We start from the raw sequence: 26,711 nt of genomic DNA, 5'->3' as shown, positions 1-26,711 counted from the left end.
TATCACCCCAATATGCTGCGACGGATGCGCGGATCGACCAAGGCCAATACGATATCCGTGATGAAGTTAATGGCCACGATGCTCCCCGTCAGGAAAAAGATAATCGCGCCGGCAAGCTGTTGGTCATTTGACCGCGCCAATGCCTCGATCAGCAGCGACCCCGCCTCGGTCAGGGTTAGGATCAAGGCCACGATGGGCAGTTCGTTGAAAATGCGGTTCAGGTCGAACCCGAGCGAGTTGATGATCGGGCTAAGCGCATGGCGGGCGGGATAGCGCAGCAGCAAACGGCGGCCCGACACCCCCCGCGCTGCAGCGGCAGTGACGTAAAGCTTGCTGATTTCATCCGACATAAGCGCCCGCACCGTCTGGATCGCGAATGCAGTGGCGGACCAGCCCAGAATAAAGACCGGCAACCATACGTGGCCCAAGAAATCTTTGATCTTGCCCGCGTCCCATGGGGCGTCTCGATACTCGGGCGAGAAGAGCCCTGTTAAACTGTCGCCGAACATCACTGTTGAAAAAAGCATGATCATCAGCGCCAGCAGGAAGTTCGGCAATGCCAGACCCAGATAGCTGACCAAACGCAGGCCGTTGTTCAAAAACGGGTTGCGCGATGTCGCGGCGATGATGCCAACAGGAATGGCAATGATATAAGCCAAGAGAAGGGAGCAAAGGCAGATGCCGATGCTCAACCAGACTTTCTGGCCCAAGAGTTGATTGATGTTGAGGCGCAAGATGCAGCTGTCGCCAAATTCGCCTTGGAAGGCGTTGAATATCCAACTGCCCCAGCGTTCCAGAAAGGGTCGGTCAAGGCCAAGGCGCACCCGCTCTGCCTCGATATCAGCGATCGAGATTTGCGCGCCCTGACTGTTTTTGAACGCCAGATACCGTTCGGCACAGTCACCGGGGACCATCTCCATCAAAGAGAAAACAATAAATGAAACGAGGCATAGCGTAAAAAACGCAAGCACCAAGCGTATGAACGCAAACCTTAAGAATTGCACCATGAGTGTATTTGCCCCGTAGCAGATCGCGACCCATTTGGGTTCGATGTTTTAATGGCTGCGGGCCAGTCTAGCTGGCCCGCAACACGGCTTCATGTCAACGAAGATTGATTATTCGTCAAAGAACCACTGCGACGGACGGTAAGGGTATGTCCGGTAGTAGGCATATGATGCGGTCTTGAACTCGGGGAAGTTCTTGAGCGAGTTGGAGTGGTAGATCGGCTTTTGCTCTTTCACCGTACCGATGAACAGCAGATTGCCGGTCATCGCCTCGACCAGTTTCAGACCCAAGGCATCGGATTCAGGGGTGCCAACGGGCGTTGCTTGGAACGCTTTGACATCTTCCATCATCTGCTTGGCATAGGCGGGCGGTTCAACACCGGATGCGCCATCTGAATCAACATATTCGCCCCACAGCATCGCCGTGCGCATGTTGAAGTAGTTGTCATAGGGCGGGATAAAGATTTCCGCGTTGCCCAAGACTACAGCCAAAGGTACCGATTTCTCCCAAAGCGTCACGTCCAACTGGTTAGACGATTGCGAGGACCGGTATTCGTCCGAGGTGACTTCCTTGACCGTGTTGTTGATCCCCACGTCGCGCCAGCTTTGGCCAACCAGTTCAACAATCTTGATCGAAATCCCTTGCGTTGCGACTTGCAGGTTCAGGGTCAACGCTTCGCCATTTGGCAGTTCGCGCATACCGTCGCCGTCAACATCGACAACACCGATTTCATCCAGCAAGGATTTAGCCATCTCCGGATCGAACTGCGCGTAATGCTGTTCCAATTCCGGTGTTACAAAGTCGGGTGTGGGGGAAAAGCCGACATATTGCTGCGGCGTCCCCAGACCGAACATTGCAACCTCGTTGATCTCGTCACGGTTCATCGCAACAGACATCGCCTGACGGAATTTCAGATCGCCAAACACTTTGCGTTTTTCCAGATCTTCCGACGTCACGTTGAACGCAAAGGTGGGCATTGTGATGTCAGGCTTCAGATCAACGGTAAAGCCGGATTTCTCTTGGTTTTCCATCAGCAATGGCACGTAATCGATTTGCAAAGCCTGCGCTTTATAATCAACTTCGCCGTTCACCAGTTTCAGCAGGCGTACTTCGCTTTCGCCAACGAAAATCTCGTCCATTTCGTTGATATAGGGCAGTTGCTGACCCGCTGTATCGACCATGTAGTAATAAGGGTTCGCAACAAATTGGCGGCCCTCGGTCGTCTCGGAAATCACGATGTGGCTTTCCAAGGTTGGTGCCGCATCCAATGGCAGGTTCGCGACCTTATCAGGATGCGCCAGCATTGGCGTTGGCGTGTCCATCCAGTCAGAGCTGCCGTAGTACGCTTTGATCAGGTCATAACCGCCTTCAAACCCAAGCGATTGCGCAAGCGTGTCGGCATCGGGGTTGATATCGGGGTGGTACTGGCCAAGGAAATGCTTGGGCTGAAAACCTTGGGCGTAGTGGTTGGCGAAATGCGCCAAGAAGCCGGGCTTGGGCGATGGCATTGTGAAACGCACGGTCAGCGGGTCGATGACATCCACCTGCATTGGTTCGCCGCCAGCCAGAACATAGTCCTTAGGGCTTTCGATCACGTTGGAATCAAGCGCAAGGTTTTCATACCAAAACGCAACATCCTCGGCACCAAAGGGTTCACCGTCAGACCATTTGTGGCCTTCACGCAGAACGAATGTCAGCTGGGTGAAATCATCATTCCAAGACCAGCTTTTGGCCACGTTCGGCACAATCGTGGTCAGGTCATCGGAATAGCGCACGAGATTGACGTGGCGCACCGACATAAAGTCAGATGTGCCGGCTTCGGTTGCGTTGGACAGCGCGTTGAACATGCCGCCGTAGCTGCCGATCATGTCATAGGGTGCAACGACCAGCGGTTCGGAAGGCAAACGATCAGCCAGCGCGGGCATGTCGGGGTTGCCACGGATACGGCCGTTCAGTGCGGCGATATCAGGGTTTTCCGACATCTCAAGCGTACAGTCGGCCAATCCTTGAAATTCAGCCAACTCGTATTGTTGGGGGAACGCGCCAGCGGCGACGCCCATCGGGTCGGATACGGTGACAGCCGGACAGGCCGCCATCGCAGCGCCAGCAACAAACGTCATCGCTGCGCTGGATAATAGTACCTTCTTCATTCGTCTCTCCTTGTTGGTGGTGATCTGCGTGTCCTTTGTCGGACCGCTGGGCTTTGTGCCCTTTTTCTCCGATTGCGTTTTTCGCAATTTTTTAGTGTTAGTATGCCAATGTAAAAACCCTGCGACAGATAACCCGTTCACTGCACAACATTTTTGCGCCGTGATTGAGGATTTTCGTAAGATTTGAAAAAACTGCCGCATGATGAGGCAGATATCGCGCGAAACATGGCATGGATAAGCACCGGAATGCCTGCCACAACGTTTGGCCGTGGCTCCCCACGGCGAATGTTAGTTTTTCGAATGTTGCATTGGTCGGTGCCTCTTTTACAGGCGCGCACAATGTTTTTGACATGAAGACATCCCAGTAGATGGCCAAGCGTGCGGTTTTTCTAAGCCACCTGTCAACAGTTTCCATTCCCGCGGTGATGCCGTCGCCGCCAAAAGGTAATCGAGCGATGGGTGGAATTGGGATGTTCTTGGATATCGACCATGTGCTGTTTGCGCTGCAGACAAGCGAGCAACCTCAGCTAATTCTTATATCGCTTTTGAACACGCGGCCCTTCGTTCGTGATCGTGGCCAGTGACAGGGTGTGATCCATATTTTTCATACGGTGCTGCAGCATCATCCGGGTCAGCCGGTACAGATCGCCTGAAAATTCGGGGCGTTCGGCCACATTTTCGGCCTCACCCCGGCCTTGGTGATCATAAAGGATCGGCGGCAGATCAGCGGCGAACATCACAAGGGTAAACCGGTCGTCGCGCAGGATAGACAGGGATGAATCGCTGGGACCGGTGCCTAGGGTCCGCTCCCACAGGGTGGGCTCCTCGGGTTCGGAAAAGTCGAGTTCGGAGAACGAATAGGTGCGCCAGTCCTCAGGCGTCTTGCCTGCCAAGAGCGGCAGCAGCGACCGTCCGTCCATCGCGTTGGGTATGTCTTGGCCCACCCAATCAAGAATGGTTGGCGTGATGTCGATGGTTTCGACGGGCGTCTTGACCACCGCCCCGGCGCGATCCGCGTTGCCCGGTTGGCGGATGATTAATGGCGTGTGAAAGGCCGCATCATGAGGGGTGAACTTGCTCCAGCAATGGCGGTCGCCCAACATCTCGCCGTGGTCGGCTGTCACGATCAGCAATGTGTCATCGTACTGGCCGCTGTCTTTCAGGAACTGCACCACTCGCCCGATATGCGCGTCCACTTCGGTGATCAGTCCGAAATACACTGCACGCAGCGCTTGGATATTTTCGTCTGACGGTTCCAGATCGGGAAAGCCAACGACATTCCCCGCCGGGGTCTTTTGCGCAATCGTCGGGTCGAAAAATGGGTGCTGCGCAATCTCGGTCGCTGGATCAGCGTGGCGTTCGGGCAGCGGTATATCGCAAGGGTCATACATGTCGTTATAGGGCGCGGGGGCCACAAGCGGTGGATGGGGGCGGATATAGGTCAGATGCGCGAACCAATCCTGATCGCCGTAGGCGGGCATCGTCGCTAGGAAACGGTCGGTCAGAAACGCCGTATCACTGTCAACCGCTTCATAGAGCGCAGGATCATTGACCTTTGGTGCCCCGCCCTTGGGCGAAACCGGCTTAAAGACATCTTGATAGGTTTCGAAATGGTATCCTTTGTCCATCAAATGCGACCGCCACGGATAGGACATTTCAAACCGCATCTCCACGGCTTCCTGAAAGCCGTTCATCGGATATTCATAGCTGCGCATCGCGGGATCATTGGGTGGGTAAACGCGCGGGTCTTGGGTCGTGTCCGTATAGCCGAACAGCATCGGCACATAGCCTGATTTACGCATTTCAGTCGCGACATTGGGTACATCATGACGCAGTGGCGTGCCGTTGCGTACCGACCGATGGTTCATCGCATACTGTCCCGTCAGCAACGACGCGCGTGACGGGCCGCAGGGGGACACGACAGAAAAATGACGCTCGAACGTCACAGCATCCGCCATCAGCGCCCGCAGGTTTGGAATATCGATATGATCCGCCAAGGCCCCAAACACGCAATCGGCACGCAATTGATCAATGACGATAAACAGAACGTTTTTAGTGCTGCCCATGATGGTGCCCTCTTGATGCGGTTCCCTCATCTAGCCTCAGAAAGGTCACTGCTGGAAAGAGGCTAAATCGAAAAAACGCGACGCCAGCACCGGTTGCACAATTTACGCGCAGCTTGCCAATCTGGTCTTTTGGGTAAATGCTTGTGACAGGGCGAATGTTGCGCGGTTCTATTGCGGCCGCTTTTGCCCCTCATTAAATTTCCGAAAGACCCATATGTCGCCGTTCATTATCGCAATTATCCTTTCGGCGGCCCTGCTTCATGCGATCTGGAATGCCATTGTAAAAACGGCCGCCGACAGAACAACGACCCTCGGGCTGGTCGCCTTGGGGCAGGTGCTGCCGGGGTTGGTCATGATCATCTGGTTGCCCCTGCCCAACATGCAAAGCGCGCCCTATATCGCCATGTCGACGGTTGTCCATTTCGGATATTTCTATCTGCTGGGTCGCGCCTACCAATACGGCGACCTCAGCGTTGTTTACCCGATTGCCCGCGGCATTGTCCCTGCACTTGTCTCCCTTTGGGCGTTCCTCTTGCTGGGCGAAGTTCTGTCGCTATTGGCATGGGCCGGTATTGGCCTGATCGCCGCCGGTATTATCCTAAGCAACTGGGGCGCGCTCAGATCGGGGATCGGCAAAGCAGCACTGTTCCTGTCGCTTGGAACGGGCTTTTGCATATCCATTTATTCCTTGGTGGACGGTGTCGGCGTTCGCCTTTCGGGCAACACGCTCAGCTATTGGGCTTGGGGCGCATTTTTGCATATTTTCATCGCGGGGTTTATCGGCTGGCGCAAGCGCAGCACCCTCTCACAGCTGCCTTTGAACGTGTGGCTTGTGGGCATGGCGGGCGGAATGGTGTCCATCATCGCTTATGGCTTGGTGCTTTATGCCAAAAACTTTGCCCCATTGGGCGCGGTTTCTGCCCTGCGTGAAACATCTGTCATCTTTGCCACCCTCATTGGATTTATCATCCTGAAAGAGGGCAATTGGAAGCGCCGCTTGGGTGCGGCTTTCCTGATGACCATCGGGATCATTGTTATCGGGATGAACGCCTAGCAGCTTTGCAAAATTGACGGGATGACCCCTTGGTGCGCCTTTGCTAGGTTCGACAAGGAAAAGACACATCTTCACCAGCAAAATTCTGAAAGCTTTACATGACCGAAACATCATTTCCCGCCGCTGCGGGCCTTGGCACTTTTGAACGCTGGCTTTCGGTATGGGTGGCGCTTGCCATCGGGACGGGACTGATCCTGGGCAATCTGTTCCCCGGCGTCTTTGCAGCCCTTGCCGCGCTTGAGGTTGCGTCGGTCAACTTGCCTGTCGCTGTGCTGATCTGGGCGATGGTTTACCCGATGATGGTTGGCGTCGATTTCACCGCCCTGCGGCAGGTTGGGAGTAAACCCAAGGGGTTGGCCGTGACACTGGTGGTCAATTGGTTGATCAAACCCTTCACAATGGCGGCCCTCGGCGTTCTGTTCTTTGAACATGTCTTTGCAGGCCTGATCCCGACCGATGATGCCCAAGCCTATCTGGCTGGGGTAATCTTGCTTGGTGCTGCCCCCTGCACTGCGATGGTGTTTGTCTGGTCGAACCTAACCCGCGGTGACGCCACCTATACCTTGGTGCAGGTCAGCGTGAACGATGTGATCATGGTGTTTGCCTTCGCTCCAATCGTGGCATTTCTACTGGGTGTGACGGATATCGTCGTCCCCTGGGATACATTGCTGATTTCAGTGGGCCTGTATGTGATGCTGCCGCTGTTGGCGGGGTATCTGACGCGCAGCCGTCTTGTGGCCAAAGGTGGGACCGCCGCAGTGGATGCGTTTAAATCCCGCGTTCAACCATTTTCGATCATTGGTCTGTTGGTCACGGTTGTGCTGCTCTTTGGCTTTCAGGGCGAGGTCATTCTAGACCGCCCGCTTGTCATCGCGCTGATCGCTGTTCCGCTACTGATCCAATCCTACGGCATCTTCTTTATCGCCTACGGTGCCGCGCGCGCTTGGCGCATTCCGTTTAACGTCGCTGCCCCCTGCGCGCTTATCGGCACCTCGAACTTTTTTGAACTGGCGGTCGCCGTGGCCATCAGCCTGTTTGGCCTAGGCTCCGGCGCGGCCCTTGCAACCGTCGTTGGCGTTTTGGTCGAAGTGCCTGTCATGCTGTCGCTTGTCGCCTTTGCGAACCGGACCCAACATTGGTTTCCAAAAGATACCCCATCCTCGTGACCCGTGGTGACGTGCGAATGGCAAACGACCTGCGGTCGTGATCTTGCGGGTGCGAAGACCCATTTGGATCAATCAGGTGTAATCCAGCCCGCCTCACCCGCGATCCAGCACAAAACAACGCGACCGAAAACCCAAGCGGACGGGAGTTAAAACGTCTCATTGAATTTGTTCGCTTTTGGCTCTTGCTCCCTTGGGAACCTATCGCTAAACGGGTCAGCGGAGACGTGGCCGAGTGGTCGAAGGCGCTCCCCTGCTAAGGGAGTAGGCCCGGAAGGGTCTCGAGGGTTCGAATCCCTTCGTCTCCGCCATACACCTTTCACTCAGTGCGCCTAATGTTGATCATTTCCTGACGATCAGCACCTGAAATTTACGGCGACGACAATCGGGTTTTGGCCATGTCTTTTTGATCTCTTGCCCATGGCAAAAGACCCTTCAAGTCAGCAAAAACAGGACAGAGCAGCAAGCGCCGATCAGCGCTCACATTTCATTAGGTATTGAACAAGAAGTGCAGCACGTCGCCGTCTTTGACGGTATAGGCTTTGCCCTCGGCGCGCATCTTGCCCGCTTCTTTCGCGGGGCCTTCACCGCCAAAAGTGACAAAATCCTCATAGCCGATGGTTTCGGCGCGGATGAAGCCTTTTTCGAAATCGCCGTGGATTACACCGGCGGCTTTGGGTGCGGATGTGCCTTGCTTGATCGTCCAGGCGCGGGCCTCTTTGGGGCCTACGGTGAAATAAGTCTCAAGGTGGAGCAATTCATAGCCAGCGCGGATCAACCGGTCGAGGCCGGCCTCGTCCAGACCCATTTCGGTCAGGAACATTTCTGCCTCGTCCGCTTCGAGCTGGCTGATTTCTTCTTCGATCTGGGCAGAGATGATCACGGCTGAATTGCCTTGCGCAGCGGCCATTTCAGCAACTTTGGCGGACAGCGCGTTGCCTTCTGCGGCCTCGGATTCGCCGACGTTGCAGACATAAAGAACGGGCTTGGTCGTCAACAGCTGCAGCATGCGCCATGCTTTGGCGTCGTCTTCGTCAATCGTCACGGTGCGGGCGGGTTTGCCGTCTTCGATGGCGGCTTGGGCGAGGGCCAGCAGCCGGTCTTGCTGCGCAGCATCTTTGTCGTTGCCCTTGATCTTGCGCACCAAACCGGCGCGACGCTTTTCAATGCTTTCCAGGTCGGCAAGCATCAGTTCGGTGTCAATTGTCTCGGCATCCGCAACGGGATCAACCCGGCCTTCAACATGCGTAACATCGCCATCTTCAAAACAGCGCAGCACATGGGCAATGGCGTCGGTTTCGCGGATGTTGGCAAGGAACTGATTGCCCAGACCTTCGCCCTTGGATGCCCCTTTTACGAGGCCCGCAATATCAACAAAGGTCATGCGTGTCGGGATGATCTGCTTGGACCCAGCAATCTCGGCCAGCTTATCAAGGCGGGCGTCAGGAACGGCCACTTCGCCCACGTTGGGTTCGATTGTGCAAAACGGAAAGTTCGCCGCCTGCGCCGCTGCTGTGCGTGTCAGCGCATTGAACAGGGTCGATTTGCCGACGTTCGGCAGACCCACGATACCCATTTTGAAACCCATGACATCTATCCTTTATAACTTGGCGCTGTCCTAGGGTTTTGCAGGGGTTTACGCAAGTCTTAGCGATATCAGGGGTGGTTTCGGGTTTGGTAAATCAGGATCCATGCCAGAATGATAAACATCGGGTGGGTCAAGCCGCCGGAAAAGATGATCGCGGGGATCCAGATCAGCAGCACGACGATGGCCGTGAAAATGCGGCCTGTCAGCAGGATTGATAGCGGCGGGAGCAGCAAGGCGAGTACATAATTCATAGCTCATAAATAGGGCCTGCCCCCTGAATTTAAAGATGCCGCCAGATGCGGTGCCCAAAAATTCGAATTTCCCAGACCGGAAGTTTAGAAAATTCCGCCGCCCTACGGTGATGTGTTGCATTGATTTCTGTCGCTATATTCGGCATTGCAACAGGACCATCTAACAAGGGCTGCACCTATGACACGCATCGACGCCAAATTCGCTGATCTGAAATCGCAGGGCAAAAAGGCATTTGTGTCTTACGTCATGGCTGGCGATCCTGATTTTGACACGTCGCTGGAAATCGTGCGTGGCCTGCCAGCAGCTGGTGTTGATATCATTGAGCTGGGCCTGCCCTTTACTGACCCCATGGCCGACGGCCCTGCCATCCAACTGGCCGGTCAGCGTGCACTTGAGGGTGGAATGACGCTGGACAAGACCCTCGCCCTTGCCGCCGCCTTTCGCGAGCAGGATGACACCACACCGATTGTTTTGATGGGCTACTACAATCCGATCTATTCCAAAGGCGTCGATAAATTTCTGGTTGCCGCCAAGGCCGCGGGCGTCGACGGGTTGATCGTTGTTGACCTGCCGCCCGAGGAAGACGCCGAACTGTGCATTCCCGCCCAAGCGGCCGGTCTGAACTTTATCCGTCTTGCCACACCAACAACCGATGACAAGCGCCTGCCGCGCGTTGTGCAAAACACATCGGGCTTTGTGTATTATGTCTCGATCACCGGGATCACAGGCTCTGCCGAGGCAGATGCAGGCGACGTGGCGCCAGAAGTTGAGCGCATTCAAAAGGCCAGCGGATTGCCCGTGATCGTGGGCTTTGGTGTGAACACGCCGGAAAAATCCGAAGCCATTGCAGCGGTTGCTGACGGCTGTGTTGTCGGGTCCGCCATCGTCTCCAAGATTGCAGGCGGCGCGCCGGTTAAGGACGTGCTGGCATTTGTGAAAACCCTATCGGACGGGGCGCACCGCGCCTAAGCGCAAAGCGATTGATTTCGCGCGCGTCTATTGGTTAGGTAACCTGACCAATATATAGGATGCCCGCCGATGCCCGTGATCACGACAATAGACGACCTTAAGCGCCTGCATGAACGCCGCGTGCCGCGTATGTTCTATGATTACGCCGAATCGGGCAGCTGGACGGAACAGACCTTCCGCGAGAATACATCCGACTTTGACCAGATCCGTCTGCGCCAGCGCGTTGCTGTGGATATGAGCGGCCGGACGACCAAAACCCAGATGATCGGCCAAGACGTGGCCATGCCCGTGGCCCTTGCGCCTGTCGGGCTGACTGGCATGCAGCACGCCGATGGGGAAATCAAAGCCGCCCGCGCCGCCGAAGCCTTTGGCGTGCCCTTTACCCTGTCCACCATGTCGATCAATTCGATCGAAGATGTGGCCGAGGCGACAACCAAGCCGTTCTGGTTTCAACTTTATACCATGCGCGACGAGGATTATGTCGCGCGGCTGATCCAGCGCGCCAAAGATGCAAAATGTTCTGCGCTGGTGATCACGCTTGATCTGCAAATTCTGGGTCAGCGCCACAAGGATTTGAAAAACGGCCTGTCCGCCCCGCCCAAACTGACCGCGAAAACCATCGCGAACCTTGCGACCAAATGGTCGTGGGGGATCGAGATGCTGGGCGCGAAACGCCGGACCTTTGGCAATATTGTGGGTCACGTAAAAGACGTGGACGACACCGCCAACCTTGGCGCGTGGACCGCTGAACAATTTGATCCCACCCTTGATTGGGGAAAGATTGCCAAGCTCAAAGAACAATGGGGCGGCAAGGTGATCCTTAAGGGTATTCTTGATGCCGAGGACGCTAAAATGGCGCTCAAGGTCGGGGCCGACGCGATCATCGTCAGCAACCACGGCGGGCGCCAGTTGGATGGTGCCATCAGCTCGATCCGCGCCCTGCCCTCGATTTTGGATGCTGTCGGCGATCAGGTCGAAGTGCATCTGGACAGCGGAATCAGGTCTGGTCAGGACGTGTTGAAAGCGATGGCGATGGGGGCCAAAGGCACCTATATCGGCCGCGCGTTTATCTATGGTTTGGGTGCAATGGGCCAACAGGGTGTCACCACCGCGCTAGAGGTGATCCATAAAGAACTGGATTTGACCATGGCACTTTGCGGTGAAACCTCGGTCGAGGCTTTGGGCAAGCATAACCTTTTGGTTCCAAAGGGTTTCGAGGGGGAATGGCAGGACTAATTCCGCCAGTGGTTCGCGATCAGGTGCAATCAAGCGTGCCTTAATCGGGCACACATGCGCGAAATAACAGACAAGGGTTGCCGTATCATAAGATCGGCGGCCCGAGCTGCCTGCCGATCTGGGGCTTTTTAGGCTTTTCACAGCGGCCAATCCCGTCTATACGCGCGGCTTCACGCGGACATACAGCCTTGGAGGATGTCCGCCCTAAACATATTGGAGAATAACATGGCTGGAGAGATTCCTGATCTTGAAGCTTTCGAACGGACGGGGACAGGCAAGGGCGCCGCTCGTCAGGCACGTCGCGACGGTATGGTACCGGGCATCGTGTTTGGCGGTGACGTTGATCCACTGCCAATCAACCTCGACTTTAACAAGCTGCTGACCAAGCTGCGCGCCGGCCGTTTCAAGGCCACGCTTTTCAACATGAAAGTCGAAGGCCACGACGACGTTCGTGTGATCTGCCGCGACGTTCAGCGTCACGTTGTGAAAGACCTGCCAACGCACGTCGATTTCATGCGTCTTAAGCGTACCACCAAAATCAACCTGTACATCCAGGTTGAGGTTTCGGGCGAAGAAGAATGCCCAGGCCTGCGCAAAGGTGGCGTTTTGACCATGGTACGTCCCGAAGTCGAACTGGTTGTGACCGCAGGCGATATTCCTGATCACATCACAGTCGATATTTCCGGTCTGGAAATCGGCGATAGCGCAACAATCGCAAACGTCGTTCTGCCTAAAGGGTCCAAGCCGGTCATCGACCGTGACTTTGTGATCGCTCAGGTATCCGCGCCTTCCGGTCTTGCCAGCCAAGACGATGAAGAAGACGAAGATGTTGCAGCAGACGAAGTGCCAGCAACAGAAGTCAAAGAAGACTGATAAAACCGAACAACCTTACACAGGTTTGTTCAAGACGAAACGGGGTCGCCATTGGCGGCCCCGTATTCCGTTTGGCACATCCGTTTGATATGCTGGCGCAAAGAATGGGGTATGGCATATGAAACTGATCGTGGGGCTTGGCAATCCGGGTGCGAAATACGCCCGTAACCGCCACAACATCGGCTTTATGGCCGTGGACCGCATTGCCGAGGATCACGGGTTTTCCCCTTGGAAAGCCAAACATCAGGGTTTGGTCAGCGAAGGCCGGTTTGGGTCCGAGCGTACCATTTTGCTAAAGCCCGAAACATTTATGAACCTGTCCGGTCAATCGGTTCAAGCCGCGATGCGGTTTCACAAGATCGACCCCGCCGATGTCATTGTTCTGCATGATGAAATCGACCTCGCCCCGGCCAAGGTGAAATGCAAAACCGGTGGGGGGCACGCGGGCCATAACGGCTTGCGGTCGATTCACGCGCATATCGGGCCGGATTATGACCGTGTCCGCCTTGGCGTTGGTCACCCCGGTCACAAGGACGCCGTGCCGGGTTATGTTCTGCGTGACTTTGCCAAGGCTGATGAAAATTGGTTGGATGATGTTCTACGTGGTATCAGCGATGGTGCCCCCGAACTGGCCCGTGGGAACACATCGAAATTCATGAACGCAGTGGCGATGCGGGTATCGCCCCCAAGGTCCGGCACAGGGACCAAGAAACCTGCAAAACCTGCCGCCGTGGCCAAAACTCCGACGCAGCCCAAAGCCGATGCGACCCCACCCACACCGGAGCCGGACGCCCGTTCCTCGCTCCAAAAATTAATGGACCGCTTTAAATGACACTGAAACAAGCTTTCGAAGATCAGGCGGGCCATTGTGTCGCGTTGGGCTCCCCCTTTATGGGGCAATTGATGAATGTAATGGCACGCGACTGGCCCCACGACAGCGCCCTTGGCCGAAAGTTTGCCAGCGTAACAGGCGATGTCGGGCCAATGGGCGCGTCCTTGCCCTTGCGTATTGCAGGCGGCCTGCATGCGCTGGTGCTGAACCGAAAATCGCCCGATCTGGCAAAAGCATATCCGCCCAACAGCGTGTCTGATGCAGAGCTGTCCGAGGCCGTGCTTAACGCCCTAAACGCGCATGAAGCGTTTTTAATGGAGTGGACCGACCATGCGCCCCAAACCAACGAGGTACGCCGGTCAGCAGCCCTGATCGCCGGCGCGCGGGTGGCAGCAAAGCATTTCAATCTGCCGATCCACCTGTCTGAACTGGGGGCCAGCGGCGGTCTGAACCTGATGTGGGATCACTTTGCGCTTGAGATTCAAGGCCATCGTTACGGACCAAACATGTCATCGATCCTGTTGTCGCCGGAATGGACGGGCCAACTGCCACCCTCGGTACAGCCGCAGATCGAAAAGCGGCGCGGTGTGGATTTGAACCCGCTCGACCCCACGCGCCCGGATCATCTGATGCGGCTGATGGCGTATCTTTGGGCGGACCAGCCCAAACGGTTAAGCCTGACCCGTTCTGCCGCGTCCGTGCTGGATGTAAAGGTGCAGCAAGGGGATGCAATCGACTGGCTGGCAAAGCACCTGCCGCAGCAACCCCAAGGGTGTCTGCACCTGATTCAACACACCGTCGCATGGCAGTATTTCCCAAAAGACGTGCAAGCCCGTGGCAAAGCATTGATCGAGGCCGCTGGCAAACGCGCCACCGCCAATCGCCCCTTGGCATGGCTGTCGATGGAAAATGATGGTGAGAATAACAAAGGGGCCGCCCTGACTTTGCGCCTGTGGCCCGGTGATATCACGCTGAACTTGGGCCGTGCGGATTTCCATGGCCGCTGGATCGACTGGCAGCACACAGACTGACCCCAAGTTGCACTGGCAAGCACGGTGCCGCTGTGATTGGATGCCTCAAAGATACATTAAGGGAAGCTGATGGAACCGGATGAAAGCATTAACGTACTGGGTGGCGCGCTTGCGATTTGTGGCACCGATCCGGTGACAGGCTATTTCCGCGACGGGATGTGCAATACATGTGACGCGGATCAGGGCAGCCACACGGTGTGCGCGGTGATGACGGCCGAGTTTTTGGCGTTCTCGAAATACGTCGGAAACGATCTAAGCACGCCACGACCAGGGTTCGGTTTTGTGGGCCTCAAACCCGGCGATCCATGGTGCCTGTGTGCAAGCCGCTTCCTGCAAGCAGCCGAAGAAGGCTGCGCACCGCAGGTCCATCTTGAGGCGACACATCAACGCGCATTAGAGATCGTGCCCCTGGAAATTCTACAGCAGCACGCCGTCGCGACAGATTAGACCGCAAGAAATGCTAGGATGCGGATGCACCGCATCCTAGCGATTGTCGTTTAGGCGAATTCGCCCATTTCAAACTTCAACGCTTTGGCGACGGTAAAGATGTCTTTGTCGCCGCGCCCACACATGTTCATGCAGATAATGTGATCCTTCGGCAGCTCTGGCGCGATCTTCATCACATGGGCCAAGGCGTGCGAAGGCTCCAGCGCCGGAATGATCCCCTCAAGCTTGCAACTTAGTTGGAACGCTTCCAAGGCTTCAACGTCGGTGATCGACACGTATTGCGCGCGGCCGATATCATGCAGCCACGAATGCTCTGGTCCGATACCGGGGTAATCAAGACCCGCCGAGATCGAGAACCCTTCAAGGATCTGCCCGTCGTCATCTTGCAACAGATAGGTGCGGTTGCCGTGCAACACGCCCGGGCGCCCGCCAGTCAGCGACGCGCAATGCTCCATCTTGTCATTCACGCCTTTACCGCCGGCTTCGACACCGATGATGTTAACCTGCTTGTCGTCTAGGAACGGATAGAACAGACCCATGGCGTTTGACCCACCGCCAATCGCTGCGATCAGCGTATCGGGCAGACGGTCTTCGGCCTCCATCATCTGTTCGCGTACTTCCTTGCCGATGATGCTTTGGAAATCGCGGACCATGGCAGGGTACGGGTGCGGACCTGCCACAGTACCGATGCAGTAGAATGTATCGCGGACGTTCGTCACCCAGTCACGCAAGGCGTCGTTCATCGCGTCTTTCAAGGTACCACGGCCAGATGTGACCGGAATAACTTCGGCCCCAAGCAACCGCATGCGGAACACGTTGGGTGCCTGACGTTCAACGTCATGCGCGCCCATATAGACCACGCATTGCAGGCCGAACTTGGCGCAGACAGTTGCCGTCGCCACGCCGTGCTGACCAGCACCGGTTTCGGCGATAATACGTTTTTTGCCCATGCGACGGGCAAGGATGATCTGGCCCAACACGTTGTTGATCTTATGCGCACCCGTGTGGTTCAGCTCGTCGCGCTTCATATAGACCTTGGCACCACCTAGGTGGTCGGTCAGACGCTCGGCGAAATACAAGGGGCTGGGACGGCCAACATAGTGCTTCCACAGGAAATCCATTTCGGCCCAGAAACTCTCGTCGGTCTTGGCCTTTTCGTACTGCTCTTCCAGCTCAAGAATAAGCGGCATCAGGGTTTCAGAAACGAAACGCCCGCCGAAATCGCCAAACCGTCCGTTTTCGTCAGGTCCGGTCATAAAAGAGTTGAAAAGTTCATTGGCCATGAGGTGCTCCTTGCGCTTGGCATAGCCATAACGCCCCAGCTAGGGCAGGTAAAGACGGGGTGATGCAGACGTTTCAGGCTGTGCCCTACAGCAGCTAAAGTCGCGCGCGGAAAATTCAATTTTTCCGGTCCGGAATTTTTTAAAATTCCGGCACCTACCGCTAGTCGAATATCTTGAACAGCTCGCGTTTCAGCTTGTCTTCGACGCGGTCCTTCACTGCGTCTTCAACCGACTGTCCGTCTTCACGCGTCACGCCCAGCTCCTCTTGCAGCTTATCCTCCAGCTTTTGCTGTGCTTTTGCTTTCTCGGCTGCAAAGTTCAAATCAATTGCCGCTTGAAGATCGGGTTTGATTTGCGGGGATGCCCAAGGCCCGACAATGCGCACGGGAATGGCCAGACCGCGGTCTTTATTCACGCGCAAGGCTTTGGGCGTGACTGTGTAATCGATGGTCTGCGCGCCAATTCCAACCCTGCCTGTCCCCGTCGCGGTAAAGTTTGGCAGCAGCATCACCAGATCGTCGTTGTTCAGCACGCCCTTATCAACCGTGAAAGTTGCGGCAAGGGAATCAAAGACCGTCGTCCCCCCTTTGACATCGAAATTGCCCATCAACGCGTCCAGATCGATCCCTTCGATACTGCCGCGCCCGACATTGACCGCGCCGTTCCCGCTAAGCGACCGCATGATGGCATCAATCGATTGCCCTGCACCCAGAAACGACAGGTCGGCGTCACCGGTCCCCTTGAAACGGGACAAGCCTGCCGCTTGGTCCAGCATGGGCTGCATCTGGATACCGCGTGCGGCCAAGGTGCCGCCAACAGACAGACCGTTGCGATTGTTCACCACGAACTCGCCACTGGCGACGCCGCCATAGGCATTGATCTCGCGCAGTTCAGCCACCATTCGCGCCTTGTCGTTGCGCAACAAGACCCGTGTGGGTCCCAGTGTCAGACGGCCTAGCTCAACGCCTTCGGCCCGCAACGCGATTTCGCCATTAAAACCAGCCAAGCCAGATGCATCAATCCGCGAGGTCGACCAGCCAGCCAGTGCCGATGTCGCGGCCGCGCCCGTAGCATCCCCACTTCCCGCCAGTCCGGCCAGGTTCAGCACACCTGTGGTCAGCTGAGCGTTGATATTCGGTGTGCCGTTCAACGTTATGTCTGCGGCACCGCGAAACGTGTTGCCCCCCAAATCGGCAGTCATCTCGCGCAGGGCAAGACGACGATCAGGTGTTAGTGTCAGTTGCAGCCTCACATCAGCGCTGCGCCCCAACCCTTTTGGCAGCGCAACTGTCCCGGCCCCAAGCGACGCCAAAAACCGCGCCGTATCCGGCGATTTCAAAACCAAATCGCCTGCAACCGCGCCGTTCAACCCAGCCCGACCGTTCAGGGTAAAACCGCCGCCTTTGGTATCCAGCCGCGCCGTCATCGGCCGCACATCCCCGTTCAGGAATTGATCAAAACGAGAGATATCGGCCTGCACCGCCACACGTTCACCCGCAGGACGCAGGGCCGCATTAATCACCGCATCACCGGCACGTTCCGGCCAGTCCAAAGACAAATCAACACCTTCGTACCTGACCAGATCGGCACCTTCCGCATCATAGATCAACGTGGCGTCCGTGATATTCAGCCGCTGGATCGTCAAGGGACGCGGGGTGCTTGCGGGGGCCGCTGGCGTTGCTTCGATTTGCGCCGCACCGCCACCATCGGTGAACTGCCAACTCGCGCGCCCGTCTTTGCGGTGCTCCAGCCGGATTGTCGGGCTTTGCGCTTCGATGTTGGTAATCTTAATCTCGCCACGGATCAGCGACCAGGCATCAACGCCAATCGCGGCATTGGCGGCAGACAGCATCGCACCGTCCTTTGCCCAAGATGCATTGCCAACCTCAAGCCCGTCTGCGCTGACCCCAAGAACCGGCCAAAAGGTGATCCCGACATCGCCGGTGATTTTCACATCGCGGCCCGTCAGGTTGCGCAGTTGATCCGCCGCGATCCGGGCGATCCTGTCTGCGGGCAGCAGAAACAAAGACCCCACCGCCACCACCACAATCAGCAAGACCACGCCGATCAGCCTGACAATCCATTTCATAACCCGTCTCCTTGCCCAAAGCTGGGCCTTTCGCAGACCCTTTGCATGGCTTATAGCGCATTTCATGAGCACAAACCCACCCAATCTGCGCCCTGATCTTGCCCCTAAGGCAAAAATCAGCAACCCGTCCCGCCCCGGCCAGCCGACCATCGGCATGGTGTCGCTGGGCTGCCCCAAAGCATTGGTCGATTCCGAACGCATCCTGACCCGCCTGCGCGCCGAAGGGTACGGCGTGTCGCCCGATTATTCCGGTGCCGATGCGGTGATCGTAAACACCTGCGGGTTTCTGGATTCTGCCAAGGCCGAAAGCCTTGATGCCATTGGTGAGGCGCTCAAGGAAAATGGCCGCGTGATTGTGACGGGGTGTTTGGGCGCAGAGCCCGATTACATCCGCGAACACCATCCGCGCATTCTAGCGGTCACCGGACCGCACCAATATGAACAGGTCTTGGATGCCGTGCACAGTGCCGTGCCGCCCTCGCCCGATCCGTTTATCGATCTGCTGCCTGCCCAAGCCGTTAGCCTGACGCCGCGCCACTACAGCTATCTGAAAATCTCCGAAGGTTGTAACCACAAGTGCAAGTTCTGCATCATCCCCGACATGCGTGGCCGCCTGCAATCGCGCCCCGCCCATGCGGTGATGCGCGAGGCGGAAAAGCTGGTTCAAAGCGGCGTGAAAGAACTGTTGGTGATCTCGCAGGATACATCTGCCTATGGCGTGGATATCAAACACGCCGAAGATCGTGGCCACCGCGCCCATATCACTGATCTGGCGCGCGATCTGGGGTCGCTTGGCGCGTGGGTGCGCCTGCACTACGTCTATCCCTATCCGCATGTGCGCAAGCTGATCCCCCTGATGGCCGAAGGGCTGGTGCTGCCCTACATGGATATCCCGTTCCAACACGCGCATCCCGATGTGCTGAAACGCATGGCCCGCCCCGCTGCGGCCGCCAAAACGCTGGACGAAATCGCCGCCTGGCGCGACACCTGCCCCGACATCACCCTGCGGTCGACATTTATCGTGGGCTACCCGGGCGAGACCGATTCCGAATTCCAAACCCTGCTGGATTGGCTGGATGAGGCGCAATTAGATCGCGTCGGGTGCTTTCAATATGAAAACGTAGATGGCGCGCGGTCAAACGCGCTGCCAGATCATGTGCCGGACGAGGTCAAGCAAGACCGCTGGAACCGGTTTATGGAGAAAGCTCAGGCCATCTCCGAAGCCAAGCTGGAAGCCAAAGTCGGCCGCCGGATGGATGTGATCGTAGACGAGATCGACGCCGACGCCGCCACCTGCCGCACCAAAGCCGACGCGCCCGAGATCGACGGGAACCTGTTTATCGATGAAGGTTTCGAGGGGCTGTCGGTCGGTGACATCGTCACGGTCGAGGTTGAGGAAGCGGGCGAGTATGATCTATGGGGTCGGATTCTGCACAATTAATCTGATCACTCATTTTTACTAGCTTTGAGATCTTCGTACCCAATTGCGGTTATTTCATATAATGCGCCTCCGTCGGTACTTCGACGATGTTCGAGACGTCCGCTAGCTATTAGCGTTTCAAAAGAGTCCTCAAATAGCTTCTGCTCTCTATGTGAAGAGAACCCTTCACTGTCGCGCCTATGCTCGCCAACAGTCCGCGACATTGAATTTCCCTTTAAAAAAACCAAGCCATCTGACGAATTTGCCGCAAAGTCGAGTATTCGCAACTCTGTCGTGGAGAGCCTTGTCGGTGCCTCGTGAGCCGCTCTATCCGCTTCAATTTCGGATTTCAGTTCCGCACTCATATTCTCAGCTTCATCCAATCGCTTGGCCGCATCGATTTTCCTCCTTTCTCTTGCCTCTTCTTCCTGCGCTTTCAGTCCATGTTCTACAATGCGTCGCTTTAACGCTTCGGAGGACTGTAGTGCGTGCAAACGTGCCTGTGGAAACTTCGCTAACTGCGCTCCGGCAACCGTTATCCACGGAATGGCAACAGCCAAAACGACTCCACCAAGGAGCGGTATCACATAAAGGCTCCAACCATCCGTATTTGCATCAAAGTATAACAGCCGCGCTCTTACAGGCTTGTCCGCAAAGAAAAGATAAAAGACGCTCTGCCAGTTTGTCGCAACGAAAAAGATCAGTATCGATCCCAGAACCGGGCTGCGCAGCCTGTCGCCCCATGCATCTACTATTTGCTTGAAATACTCTGTCATAGATTAACTTGCCCCGTTGCTTGACACCACAATGCAGCCCCTAGTTAGCTTCATCAAGATAAATACCCGCATCGCCTGCATTGCACTCCCCAGATGTTCCTCCTTCCCATCGGCCAAAAATAGCTCATGTAGTTGAACGCCCTCAAAGAACCCCTACATATACCCCACGCAGCAAGGTGGCCACACACGCATCTTGCAAATGTTCCGTTAATGTTCTATATATGTTCCATAACAGAATGCAGGGGGCTTCCCGAATGTCCTACCAACCTCAATTTCTCGGATTGTTTGCCCCTGAACAGGGGGCGGTGCCGGCGCATCATCATGATGACAGCCATGCTTTGCCTGCCACGCCAAAGCAGATGCAATATGCCACGTCACTGGCCGCGAAAACGGGTGCGAGCCTGCCCGAAGGAATCGGCGCGGATCGGGTGGCTTTGTCAGCGTGGATCGACAGCCACAAGCCGAAACCGCTTGAGGGGCGATTTGCCAATTATCCGTCGTCTAAACAGGTGGCTTTTGCCGAACGGATTGCACGGGTGAAACGGCGCGATATTCCGCAGGAATGCTTTCGCGATAAAACCATGATGTCGCGCTGGATTGACGGTAATAAACCGCGCTGATGCCCTTGGCCTATTACTGGCATTCGCCCTGCCCTGAACGGCGGAACATTCAAAATACCTTGCATTTGACCTTTACCCGCCGCCCTTCACCAAGATGATACGGTGTTGCGCTATGGATTGGGCGTGATCATGTCATCTAGATAGGCACGCACGCAGGTCTGCACGTGACGAAACCGGTCACCGCCCAGATGTTTGCCGCCATACCACCGTGTCACGACAATCAGATGATCAAACAACCCTTCGCGTTCCAGCATCCGGACAATGACCATCCCCGCGCCAGATTCGCCATCGTCGCCCTTGAGCGGGCCACCCTCGGACAGCAAGACAGCCCATGTATTATGGGTGGCCTTGGCGTAGGATTTGTTCCGTTTAAGGTCTTTTAACGCGGCATCAACAGCGGCGCGGTCTCCGGCCGCCACACCCGACACCGCATATTTTGACCCCCGGTCCGTCAGGATTTGGCCCAGTTGATGCAAACCGCCTAAAGCCCCGCAGCTGTGCGGCGAACGGTATCAAGGCGCGAGGCGTTGGGCGGATGGGTCCCCAAAAATCTGTCGCCCGGATCGGGAATACGGGTAAAGAATTCAGCGCCGCGCAACGGGTTGTACCCCGCACGTGCGGTGATCACGGTGCCAAGGGCGTCTGCCTCAAGCTCGAAATCTTTGGAATAGGTCCGTGCGCCGACCTGCGCACCCAACCGCTGCGCCGTTTCCACGGCCGATGCATCCCCGCCACTGAGCGTGGCCAAACCCGCAAAAATAACCGCCCCCGCGACGGCATTTTGCTGCTGGCGTGCAATGTGGCCTGAAATGTGATGAGCGGCTTCATGTCCCAGAACAAAGGCAAGCTCGTCCTCGTTACGCGCGTCATCGAGCAGCGCCAATGTGAACGCGATCACAGGACGGCCGGCGCGGTCTTCGGTTTGATAGGCGTTGGCCGGCTGGCCCGGGCGGTCATCCACAACAATGTTGAAATCACAATTGATGCCCGATGTGCGCGCGCGGCATTCACGCTCTGCCACGGGTTCGACGGTTTGAATAACACGTAAAAAACTGCGCGCCGACTGCGACGTAGACAGGTTGGATTCTTGCGACTGTCCGCCAGGCTGCTGTGTGACTGGCCCGGTGTTCATTACCGGTTCACACGCCGCGACCAAAGCCATAACGCCAAGCAGACCAAAAAACCTAATCATATACTGGCAATTCCTTGTGACCTTGCACGAACCATTCTTGATCCGCCTGTTTAATGTGGCGAGACCCCATTGAACATACAACGCGGGCACGCTCTTGCAATGATCCGCCGAAAGAATATTGTGCGCCTATGTTTACCATTGAACACGAATTTGATGCGAGTGTGATCACCTTGGTCGATGAGGGGAAATCACCCTTGCGCGAAGATGTCACGGTGCAAGCCTTTGCAAGTGTTATTACATTTGAACAATGGGATGCCCGCACCAACACCGTCAGTAAGATCAGCCTGTCGCCCGAACAATTGCGCGATCTGACCATTGCGTTGAACCTGCCCGAAGGCATCTATCGCACCGCCCCTAAACCCTGACCAAGGAATACCACATGGCCACCGGCACAAAGATCAAAACATATTATGACGGTGCCTGGCACGACGGCGATATATCGGTCATCAAGGCTGCGGATCACGGTGCATGGCTGGGTACGACCGTGTTTGACGGCGCGCGTATGGTCAATGGCCTCACCCCTGATCTTGAGGCACATTGCGCCCGGATCAACCGGTCTGCCAAGGCGTTGATGATCACCCCAACGGTTGAAACCGCCGATATGGTGGAAATGGTCCGTGAAGGGCTGAAAAGCTATGACAAAACCGATGCCATCTATATTCGCCCCATGTATTGGGCGCTCGCGGGGGATGAGCTGGGCATTGTCCCGCTGAAGGATGCGACCGGTTTCGCCATCTCGCTCGAGCAAATTCCAATGGCTCCGCCAGAGGCTGCAACGACGCTGACGCGCACCCGTTTCCGCCGTCCGGTGCTTGAGGACAATGTCGTGAACGCCAAAGCGGGCTGTCTGTATCCAAACAACGCCCGCATGATGGTTGAGGCCCGCAGCAAGGGCTTTGGCAATGCGCTGGTGGCGGATGCACTGGGCAATGTCGCCGAATCTGCGTCGGCCAACGCGTTCATGGTGAAGGACGGCGAAGTTTTCACCCCCATCCCCAACGGGACTTTCCTTGCCGGGATCACCCGCGCGCGGCACATTGCCAATATGCGGGCGGACGGGATCAAAGTGCATGAAACAGTCCTAAGCTTTGATGATTTCCACGCCGCAGACGAGGTATTCTTGTCCGGCAACATGATGAAAGTCACACCGGTCAAAGCCTTTGATGACACCCAATACCAAATCGGCCCGATCACCCGCCATGTCCGTGATATGTATTGGGATTGGGCCGCGACGGCACGCAACTGACCCGCGCCGTGAAAATCGCGATTGCCAGCGGCATGTGCAGGCGGCATGATTGCCAACGCCCCCAATGCCCAATCGGAGAAGACGATGCGTAAATTTATGGTGGTTCTCGATGACAGCCGCGAATGTCTGAACGCGATGCGGTTTGCTGCAATGCGTGCATCAAAATCGGGCGGTGGTGTTGTGGTTCTGTCGGTTATTCCACCGGATGAGTTTAACCACTGGATCGGCGTTGCCGAGGTCATGCGCGAAGAAGCCCGCGAGCGGATCGAAGTGCATTTCGAAGTCTTTGCCAAATGGATGCGCGACCGGCTGAATGTTGATCCTGAACTGGTGATCCGCGAAGGCGTTATCGTGGACGAGATCATTGCCCAGCTTGCCGATGACCCCGATGTGGGCGTTTTGGTTCTGGGCGCGGGGACGGATAAAAAATCTGGCCCCGGCCCGTTGGTAACCCAATTGTCGCGCAACGCTGGCAGCCTGCCCATCCCGATCACAATCGTGCCGGGTGATCTAAGCAAGGAGCGTTTGGAGGCGATTACCTAAGATCGCGCGCCTCTAAATCATCGAGCCACCGCTTTTTAGAATCGTTCCAAACCTTGACTTGGGGCGCTTCAACCCGCATATCAAAGACAACCCGTTGTCAGGAGCATGTCATGTTTATTCAGACCGAATCCACGCCGAACCCCGCCACGCTGAAATTCTTGCCCGGCCAGACCGTGCTGGAAATGGGCACGGCTGATTTCCCCGCGCCCGAAGCCGCCAGCGCGTCGCCACTTGCCACGCGTTTGTTCGCCGTCGAAGGCGTGACAGGCGTGTTTTTCGGCACCGATTTTGTGACCGTGACCAAGCTTGATTCCGTTGAATGGGATCACCTGAAGCCCGCGCTTTTGGGGGCCATCATGGAACATTTCCAATCGGGCCAGCCCGTCATGGAAACCGGCCACGAACACGCCTCCGGTCACGCCGAGCACACTGGCGAAGACGGCGCGATTGTTGGCCAGATCAAGGAACTGCTAGATAGCCGCGTGCGCCCTGCCGTGGCCCAAGATGGCGGCGACATCACGTTTCACGGGTTTGAACGCGGTGTGGTTTACCTGCACATGCAGGGTGCCTGCGCTGGATGCCCGTCTTCGACTTTGACGTTGAAAATGGGTATCGAAAACCTGTTGCGCCACTACATTCCCGAAGTAACCGAGGTACGCCCGGTTGCCTAAGACGCCGAAAATACTGGCGTTTGACACATCGGCCGCACATTGTGCGGCCGCTTTGCTGTCGGGCGATCAGATCGTGGCAAGCATCCTTGAACCCATGGCCAAGGGACAAGGCGAACGCCTGCTGGGTCTTTGCGGCGACGTGCTGGAACAGGCCGAGGTCACCTATCAGGATTTAACCGCTATTGGCGTCGGGATCGGGCCTGGAAATTTCACCGGCATTCGCATTTCGGTTTCAGCCGCGCGCGGTCTGGCCTTGGGGCTGGGCATTCCTGCAATCGGGGTATCCCAGCTTGAGGCGTTGGCCCATGGCACCGATGACGTGGTGATCGCCAGCGTGGATGCCCGCCAAGACAAAATGTTCGTTCAGGTTTTTGGCACGCTGGATGATCGCCCGCCCACGATGTGCAGCCTTGATGAACTGCCAATGATCCCCACGCGGGCCGATCCAAAATGTATCGGGTATCAGGCCGACATGATCGCGACGCTCACGAACGGCACAGTTTGCGAACCTCAGATGCCGCTGGCCGACGCCATCGCGCATATTGCCGCCAGCCGCGCGCCCCATGACAATCCGCGCCCTGCCCCGCTGTACCTGCGCCCCGCTGACGCTGCCCCCGCACGCGATGCACCACCTACTATTTTACCGTGACCCCAGACCAGATGGCACATATCCACGCGGCGGCATTTCTGCGTGATCGCGCTTGGAATGCGGCTGAGATTGCCGACCTTCTTGCCTCGCCTTTTGTCACAGCACTTGAGGCGCAGGGCGGCTTTGCCCTGACGCGGCTGGTCGCGGGCGAGACCGAGCTGCTGACGATTGCCGTTGATCCGGCGTTTCAGAATCAGGGCATCGGACGACGCTTGATGCACAAATGGCTGGCCTGCGATGCGGAGACCGCGTTTCTTGAGGTGGCCGCCGATAACACCCCCGCCATTACCCTTTACGAAAGCCTCGGCTTTGATCGGACCAGCACAAGACCGCGCTATTATGCGCGTAAAGATGGTGCATTCATCGATGCTTTGATCCTCTCAAAGGACTTAACGCATGGTAAATCAGTGGATTCTGGCCCCTAAACCTGAGAATCCGGTTGACCCCAGCCACCCGCTAAGCAGTATCGTGTATCTGATCGACGGGCGCGCGCCCGCGACCGGGTAAGGCCCTGCGCCAAACCCCAACACAACAAAAACTGGGAGACGATCCATGACCCTAATGACCAAACTGCTTGGTGCCGCTGCTGTCACCGCCCTTGGCGCTGGTGCCGCACTGGCCGAGCCTGCATTGATTTTTGACCTTGGCGGCAAGTTCGACAAATCCTTTAACGAAGCAGCTTTCTCTGGCGCACAGCGTTGGGCCGAAGAAACAGGCGAGACATTCCGCGAAATCGAATTGCAATCCGAAGCACAGCGCGAGCAAGCGTTGCGTCGTTTCGCCGAAGCGGGCTCCAACCCGATTGTTATGACCGGCTTTGCTTTTGGTGACGCGCTTGGCCAAGTTGCCGGCGATTACCCTGAAACAGATTTCGTCATCATCGACATGGTCGTTGACGCGCCAAACGTACGTTCGGTTGTCTTCAACGAACACGAAGGTTCGTATCTGGTTGGCATGATGGCCGCGATGGCATCTGAATCCAACACTGTCGGCTTTATCGGCGGCATGGATATCCCGTTGATCCGCAAATTCGCCTGTGGCTATGCCCAAGGTGTCTTGGCAGCCAACCCTGACGCGACCGTTATTTCCAACATGACCGGCACAACACCTTCCGCTTGGAATGACCCGGTAAAAGGCTCCGAGCTGACCAAAGCGCAAATCAGCCAAGGTGCTGACGTGGTTTATGCTGCTGCTGGCGGCACCGGCGTTGGTGTTCTGCAAACAGCCGCAGACGAGGGCATCTTGTCCATCGGTGTGGACAGCAACCAAAACTACATGCACCCGGGCAAGGTTCTGACATCCATGCTGAAACGCGTTGATAACGCTGTGTACCAAGCCATGGCTGATGGCCCCGGTATGGAAAAAGGCTTTAACGTGATGGGCATCGCCAATGGCGGCGTCGGCTATGCGATGGACGAATACAACAAAGATATCGTTTCTGCCGACATGCAAGCCGTGGTCGATGAGGCATCTGCGCAAATCGCAGACGGCACATTGGTGGTCCACGACTATATGTCCGACGATACCTGCCCCGTTCTGGATTTCTGAACGTGAAC

27 protein-coding genes and 1 tRNA gene are annotated in these 26,711 nt (G+C 56.4%); 18 read left to right on the top strand and 10 right to left on the bottom strand.

Features of this window, described 5'->3' with window-relative positions:
* Window positions 1–2: 2 nt before the first annotated feature.
* The 3 genes from AADJ11_RS04670 to AADJ11_RS04660 all read right to left on the bottom strand — a co-directional run bounded on the left by AADJ11_RS04670 (window position 3) and on the right by AADJ11_RS04660 (window position 5,221).
* The gene (locus AADJ11_RS04670; protein ID WP_341233373.1) at window positions 3–1,007 is read right to left on the bottom strand and encodes an ABC transporter permease; all 1,005 of its coding nucleotides are present in this window, start codon (window positions 1,005–1,007) and stop codon (window positions 3–5) included.
* Window positions 1,008–1,115: 108 nt separating this feature from the next.
* Window positions 1,116–3,155, bottom strand: coding sequence for an ABC transporter substrate-binding protein (locus AADJ11_RS04665; RefSeq protein ID WP_341233372.1), 2,040 nt, complete (start codon window positions 3,153–3,155; stop codon window positions 1,116–1,118).
* Between the two features lie 527 nt (window positions 3,156–3,682).
* Complete coding sequence (locus tag AADJ11_RS04660) at window positions 3,683–5,221, bottom strand: sulfatase-like hydrolase/transferase (protein WP_341233371.1); 1,539 nt, start codon at window positions 5,219–5,221, stop codon at window positions 3,683–3,685.
* 214 nt (window positions 5,222–5,435) lie between these two features.
* Here AADJ11_RS04660 and AADJ11_RS04655 point away from each other — a divergent pair, with 214 nt between their 5' ends.
* The 3 genes from AADJ11_RS04655 (at window position 5,436) to AADJ11_RS04645 (ending at window position 7,749) form a co-directional block, all read left to right on the top strand.
* A complete protein-coding gene (locus tag AADJ11_RS04655) occupies window positions 5,436–6,275 on the top strand; it encodes a DMT family transporter (protein WP_341233370.1) in 840 nt (279 codons plus the stop codon).
* Between the two features lie 98 nt (window positions 6,276–6,373).
* A complete protein-coding gene (gene arsB, locus AADJ11_RS04650; protein ID WP_341233369.1) occupies window positions 6,374–7,441 on the top strand; it encodes an ACR3 family arsenite efflux transporter in 1,068 nt (355 codons plus the stop codon).
* 218 nt (window positions 7,442–7,659) lie between these two features.
* A tRNA-Ser gene (locus AADJ11_RS04645) sits at window positions 7,660–7,749 on the top strand.
* 179 nt (window positions 7,750–7,928) lie between these two features.
* On the opposite strand, the gene ychF is transcribed toward AADJ11_RS04645, so the two are convergent.
* Both ychF and AADJ11_RS04635 read right to left on the bottom strand, forming a co-directional pair.
* Window positions 7,929–9,026, bottom strand: coding sequence for a redox-regulated ATPase YchF (gene ychF / locus AADJ11_RS04640; RefSeq protein WP_341233368.1), 1,098 nt, complete (start codon window positions 9,024–9,026; stop codon window positions 7,929–7,931).
* A 68-nt stretch (window positions 9,027–9,094) separates the two neighbouring features.
* The gene (locus tag AADJ11_RS04635; protein ID WP_341233367.1) at window positions 9,095–9,277 is read right to left on the bottom strand and encodes a hypothetical protein; all 183 of its coding nucleotides are present in this window, start codon (window positions 9,275–9,277) and stop codon (window positions 9,095–9,097) included.
* A gap of 178 nt (window positions 9,278–9,455) precedes the next feature.
* On the opposite strand from AADJ11_RS04635, the gene trpA reads away from it, so the two are divergent.
* From trpA to AADJ11_RS04605, 6 genes are all read left to right on the top strand, one after another.
* Window positions 9,456–10,247, top strand: coding sequence for a tryptophan synthase subunit alpha (trpA, locus tag AADJ11_RS04630; RefSeq protein ID WP_341233366.1), 792 nt, complete (start codon window positions 9,456–9,458; stop codon window positions 10,245–10,247).
* Between the two features lie 69 nt (window positions 10,248–10,316).
* Window positions 10,317–11,483, top strand: a complete 1,167-nt coding sequence (locus AADJ11_RS04625; RefSeq protein WP_341233365.1) for an alpha-hydroxy acid oxidase — start codon at window positions 10,317–10,319, stop codon at window positions 11,481–11,483.
* A gap of 225 nt (window positions 11,484–11,708) precedes the next feature.
* Window positions 11,709–12,356 carry a 50S ribosomal protein L25/general stress protein Ctc gene (locus tag AADJ11_RS04620; RefSeq protein ID WP_341233364.1) on the top strand — a complete coding sequence of 216 codons (648 nt, stop codon included), beginning with the start codon at window positions 11,709–11,711 and terminating at the stop codon, window positions 12,354–12,356.
* A gap of 118 nt (window positions 12,357–12,474) precedes the next feature.
* Entirely contained in the window at window positions 12,475–13,188 is a 714-nt protein-coding gene (pth, locus tag AADJ11_RS04615; protein ID WP_341233363.1) for an aminoacyl-tRNA hydrolase, read from the top strand.
* Window positions 13,185–14,219: a DUF2332 family protein gene (locus AADJ11_RS04610; RefSeq protein ID WP_341233362.1), complete on the top strand. Its 1,035-nt coding sequence runs from the start codon at window positions 13,185–13,187 to the stop codon at window positions 14,217–14,219. Before pth ends, AADJ11_RS04610 begins: the two co-directional genes overlap by 4 nt.
* Window positions 14,220–14,288: 69 nt before the next feature.
* A complete protein-coding gene (locus tag AADJ11_RS04605) occupies window positions 14,289–14,666 on the top strand; it encodes a DUF2237 domain-containing protein (protein ID WP_341233361.1) in 378 nt (125 codons plus the stop codon).
* Window positions 14,667–14,716: 50 nt separating this feature from the next.
* Here the strand turns inward: AADJ11_RS04605 and trpB are convergent, their stop codons facing one another.
* The gene (gene trpB / locus AADJ11_RS04600; protein WP_341233360.1) at window positions 14,717–15,949 is read right to left on the bottom strand and encodes a tryptophan synthase subunit beta; all 1,233 of its coding nucleotides are present in this window, start codon (window positions 15,947–15,949) and stop codon (window positions 14,717–14,719) included.
* A 160-nt stretch (window positions 15,950–16,109) separates the two neighbouring features.
* Window positions 16,110–18,038, bottom strand: a complete 1,929-nt coding sequence (locus tag AADJ11_RS04595) for an AsmA family protein (protein ID WP_341233359.1) — start codon at window positions 18,036–18,038, stop codon at window positions 16,110–16,112.
* A 64-nt stretch (window positions 18,039–18,102) separates the two neighbouring features.
* Here AADJ11_RS04595 and rimO point away from each other — a divergent pair, with 64 nt between their 5' ends.
* The gene (gene rimO / locus AADJ11_RS04590) at window positions 18,103–19,479 is read left to right on the top strand and encodes a 30S ribosomal protein S12 methylthiotransferase RimO (RefSeq protein ID WP_341233358.1); all 1,377 of its coding nucleotides are present in this window, start codon (window positions 18,103–18,105) and stop codon (window positions 19,477–19,479) included.
* A 5-nt stretch (window positions 19,480–19,484) separates the two neighbouring features.
* Here rimO and AADJ11_RS04585 read toward each other — a convergent pair whose 3' ends face one another.
* Window positions 19,485–20,234 (bottom strand): hypothetical protein, encoded by a 750-nt coding sequence (locus AADJ11_RS04585; protein ID WP_341233357.1) that lies wholly within the window; start codon window positions 20,232–20,234, stop codon window positions 19,485–19,487.
* 254 nt (window positions 20,235–20,488) lie between these two features.
* On the opposite strand from AADJ11_RS04585, the gene AADJ11_RS04580 reads away from it, so the two are divergent.
* Window positions 20,489–20,854 carry a hypothetical protein gene (locus tag AADJ11_RS04580; RefSeq protein ID WP_341233356.1) on the top strand — a complete coding sequence of 122 codons (366 nt, stop codon included), beginning with the start codon at window positions 20,489–20,491 and terminating at the stop codon, window positions 20,852–20,854.
* Between the two features lie 110 nt (window positions 20,855–20,964).
* Here the strand turns inward: AADJ11_RS04580 and AADJ11_RS04575 are convergent, their stop codons facing one another.
* Complete coding sequence (locus AADJ11_RS04575; protein ID WP_341233355.1) at window positions 20,965–21,330, bottom strand: YigZ family protein; 366 nt, start codon at window positions 21,328–21,330, stop codon at window positions 20,965–20,967.
* Between the two features lie 5 nt (window positions 21,331–21,335).
* Entirely contained in the window at window positions 21,336–22,046 is a 711-nt protein-coding gene (locus AADJ11_RS04570; RefSeq protein ID WP_341233354.1) for a M48 family metallopeptidase, read from the bottom strand.
* Between the two features lie 128 nt (window positions 22,047–22,174).
* Between AADJ11_RS04570 and AADJ11_RS04565 the strand changes: the two genes are divergently transcribed.
* The 7 genes from AADJ11_RS04565 to AADJ11_RS04535 all read left to right on the top strand — a co-directional run bounded on the left by AADJ11_RS04565 (window position 22,175) and on the right by AADJ11_RS04535 (window position 26,703).
* Window positions 22,175–22,411, top strand: coding sequence for a hypothetical protein (locus AADJ11_RS04565; protein WP_219578860.1), 237 nt, complete (start codon window positions 22,175–22,177; stop codon window positions 22,409–22,411).
* A 14-nt stretch (window positions 22,412–22,425) separates the two neighbouring features.
* Entirely contained in the window at window positions 22,426–23,292 is an 867-nt protein-coding gene (locus AADJ11_RS04560; protein WP_341233353.1) for a branched-chain amino acid aminotransferase, read from the top strand.
* 84 nt (window positions 23,293–23,376) lie between these two features.
* Window positions 23,377–23,835 (top strand): universal stress protein, encoded by a 459-nt coding sequence (locus AADJ11_RS04555; protein WP_341233352.1) that lies wholly within the window; start codon window positions 23,377–23,379, stop codon window positions 23,833–23,835.
* Window positions 23,836–23,945: 110 nt separating this feature from the next.
* A complete protein-coding gene (locus tag AADJ11_RS04550) occupies window positions 23,946–24,506 on the top strand; it encodes a NifU family protein (protein WP_219578863.1) in 561 nt (186 codons plus the stop codon).
* Window positions 24,499–25,155: a tRNA (adenosine(37)-N6)-threonylcarbamoyltransferase complex dimerization subunit type 1 TsaB gene (gene tsaB / locus AADJ11_RS04545; RefSeq protein WP_341233351.1), complete on the top strand. Its 657-nt coding sequence runs from the start codon at window positions 24,499–24,501 to the stop codon at window positions 25,153–25,155. Before AADJ11_RS04550 ends, tsaB begins: the two co-directional genes overlap by 8 nt.
* Window positions 25,156–25,166: 11 nt before the next feature.
* Entirely contained in the window at window positions 25,167–25,580 is a 414-nt protein-coding gene (locus AADJ11_RS04540) for an N-acetyltransferase (protein ID WP_341233350.1), read from the top strand.
* 127 nt (window positions 25,581–25,707) lie between these two features.
* Window positions 25,708–26,703: a BMP family ABC transporter substrate-binding protein gene (locus tag AADJ11_RS04535; RefSeq protein WP_341233349.1), complete on the top strand. Its 996-nt coding sequence runs from the start codon at window positions 25,708–25,710 to the stop codon at window positions 26,701–26,703.
* The last annotated feature ends 8 nt before the right edge of the window (window positions 26,704–26,711 follow it).

It is taken from the genome of uncultured Sulfitobacter sp. (genome assembly GCF_964021855.1).
GTDB lineage: Bacteria > Pseudomonadota > Alphaproteobacteria > Rhodobacterales > Rhodobacteraceae > Sulfitobacter.
This window is presented reverse-complemented; position numbering and strand designations above follow the sequence as displayed.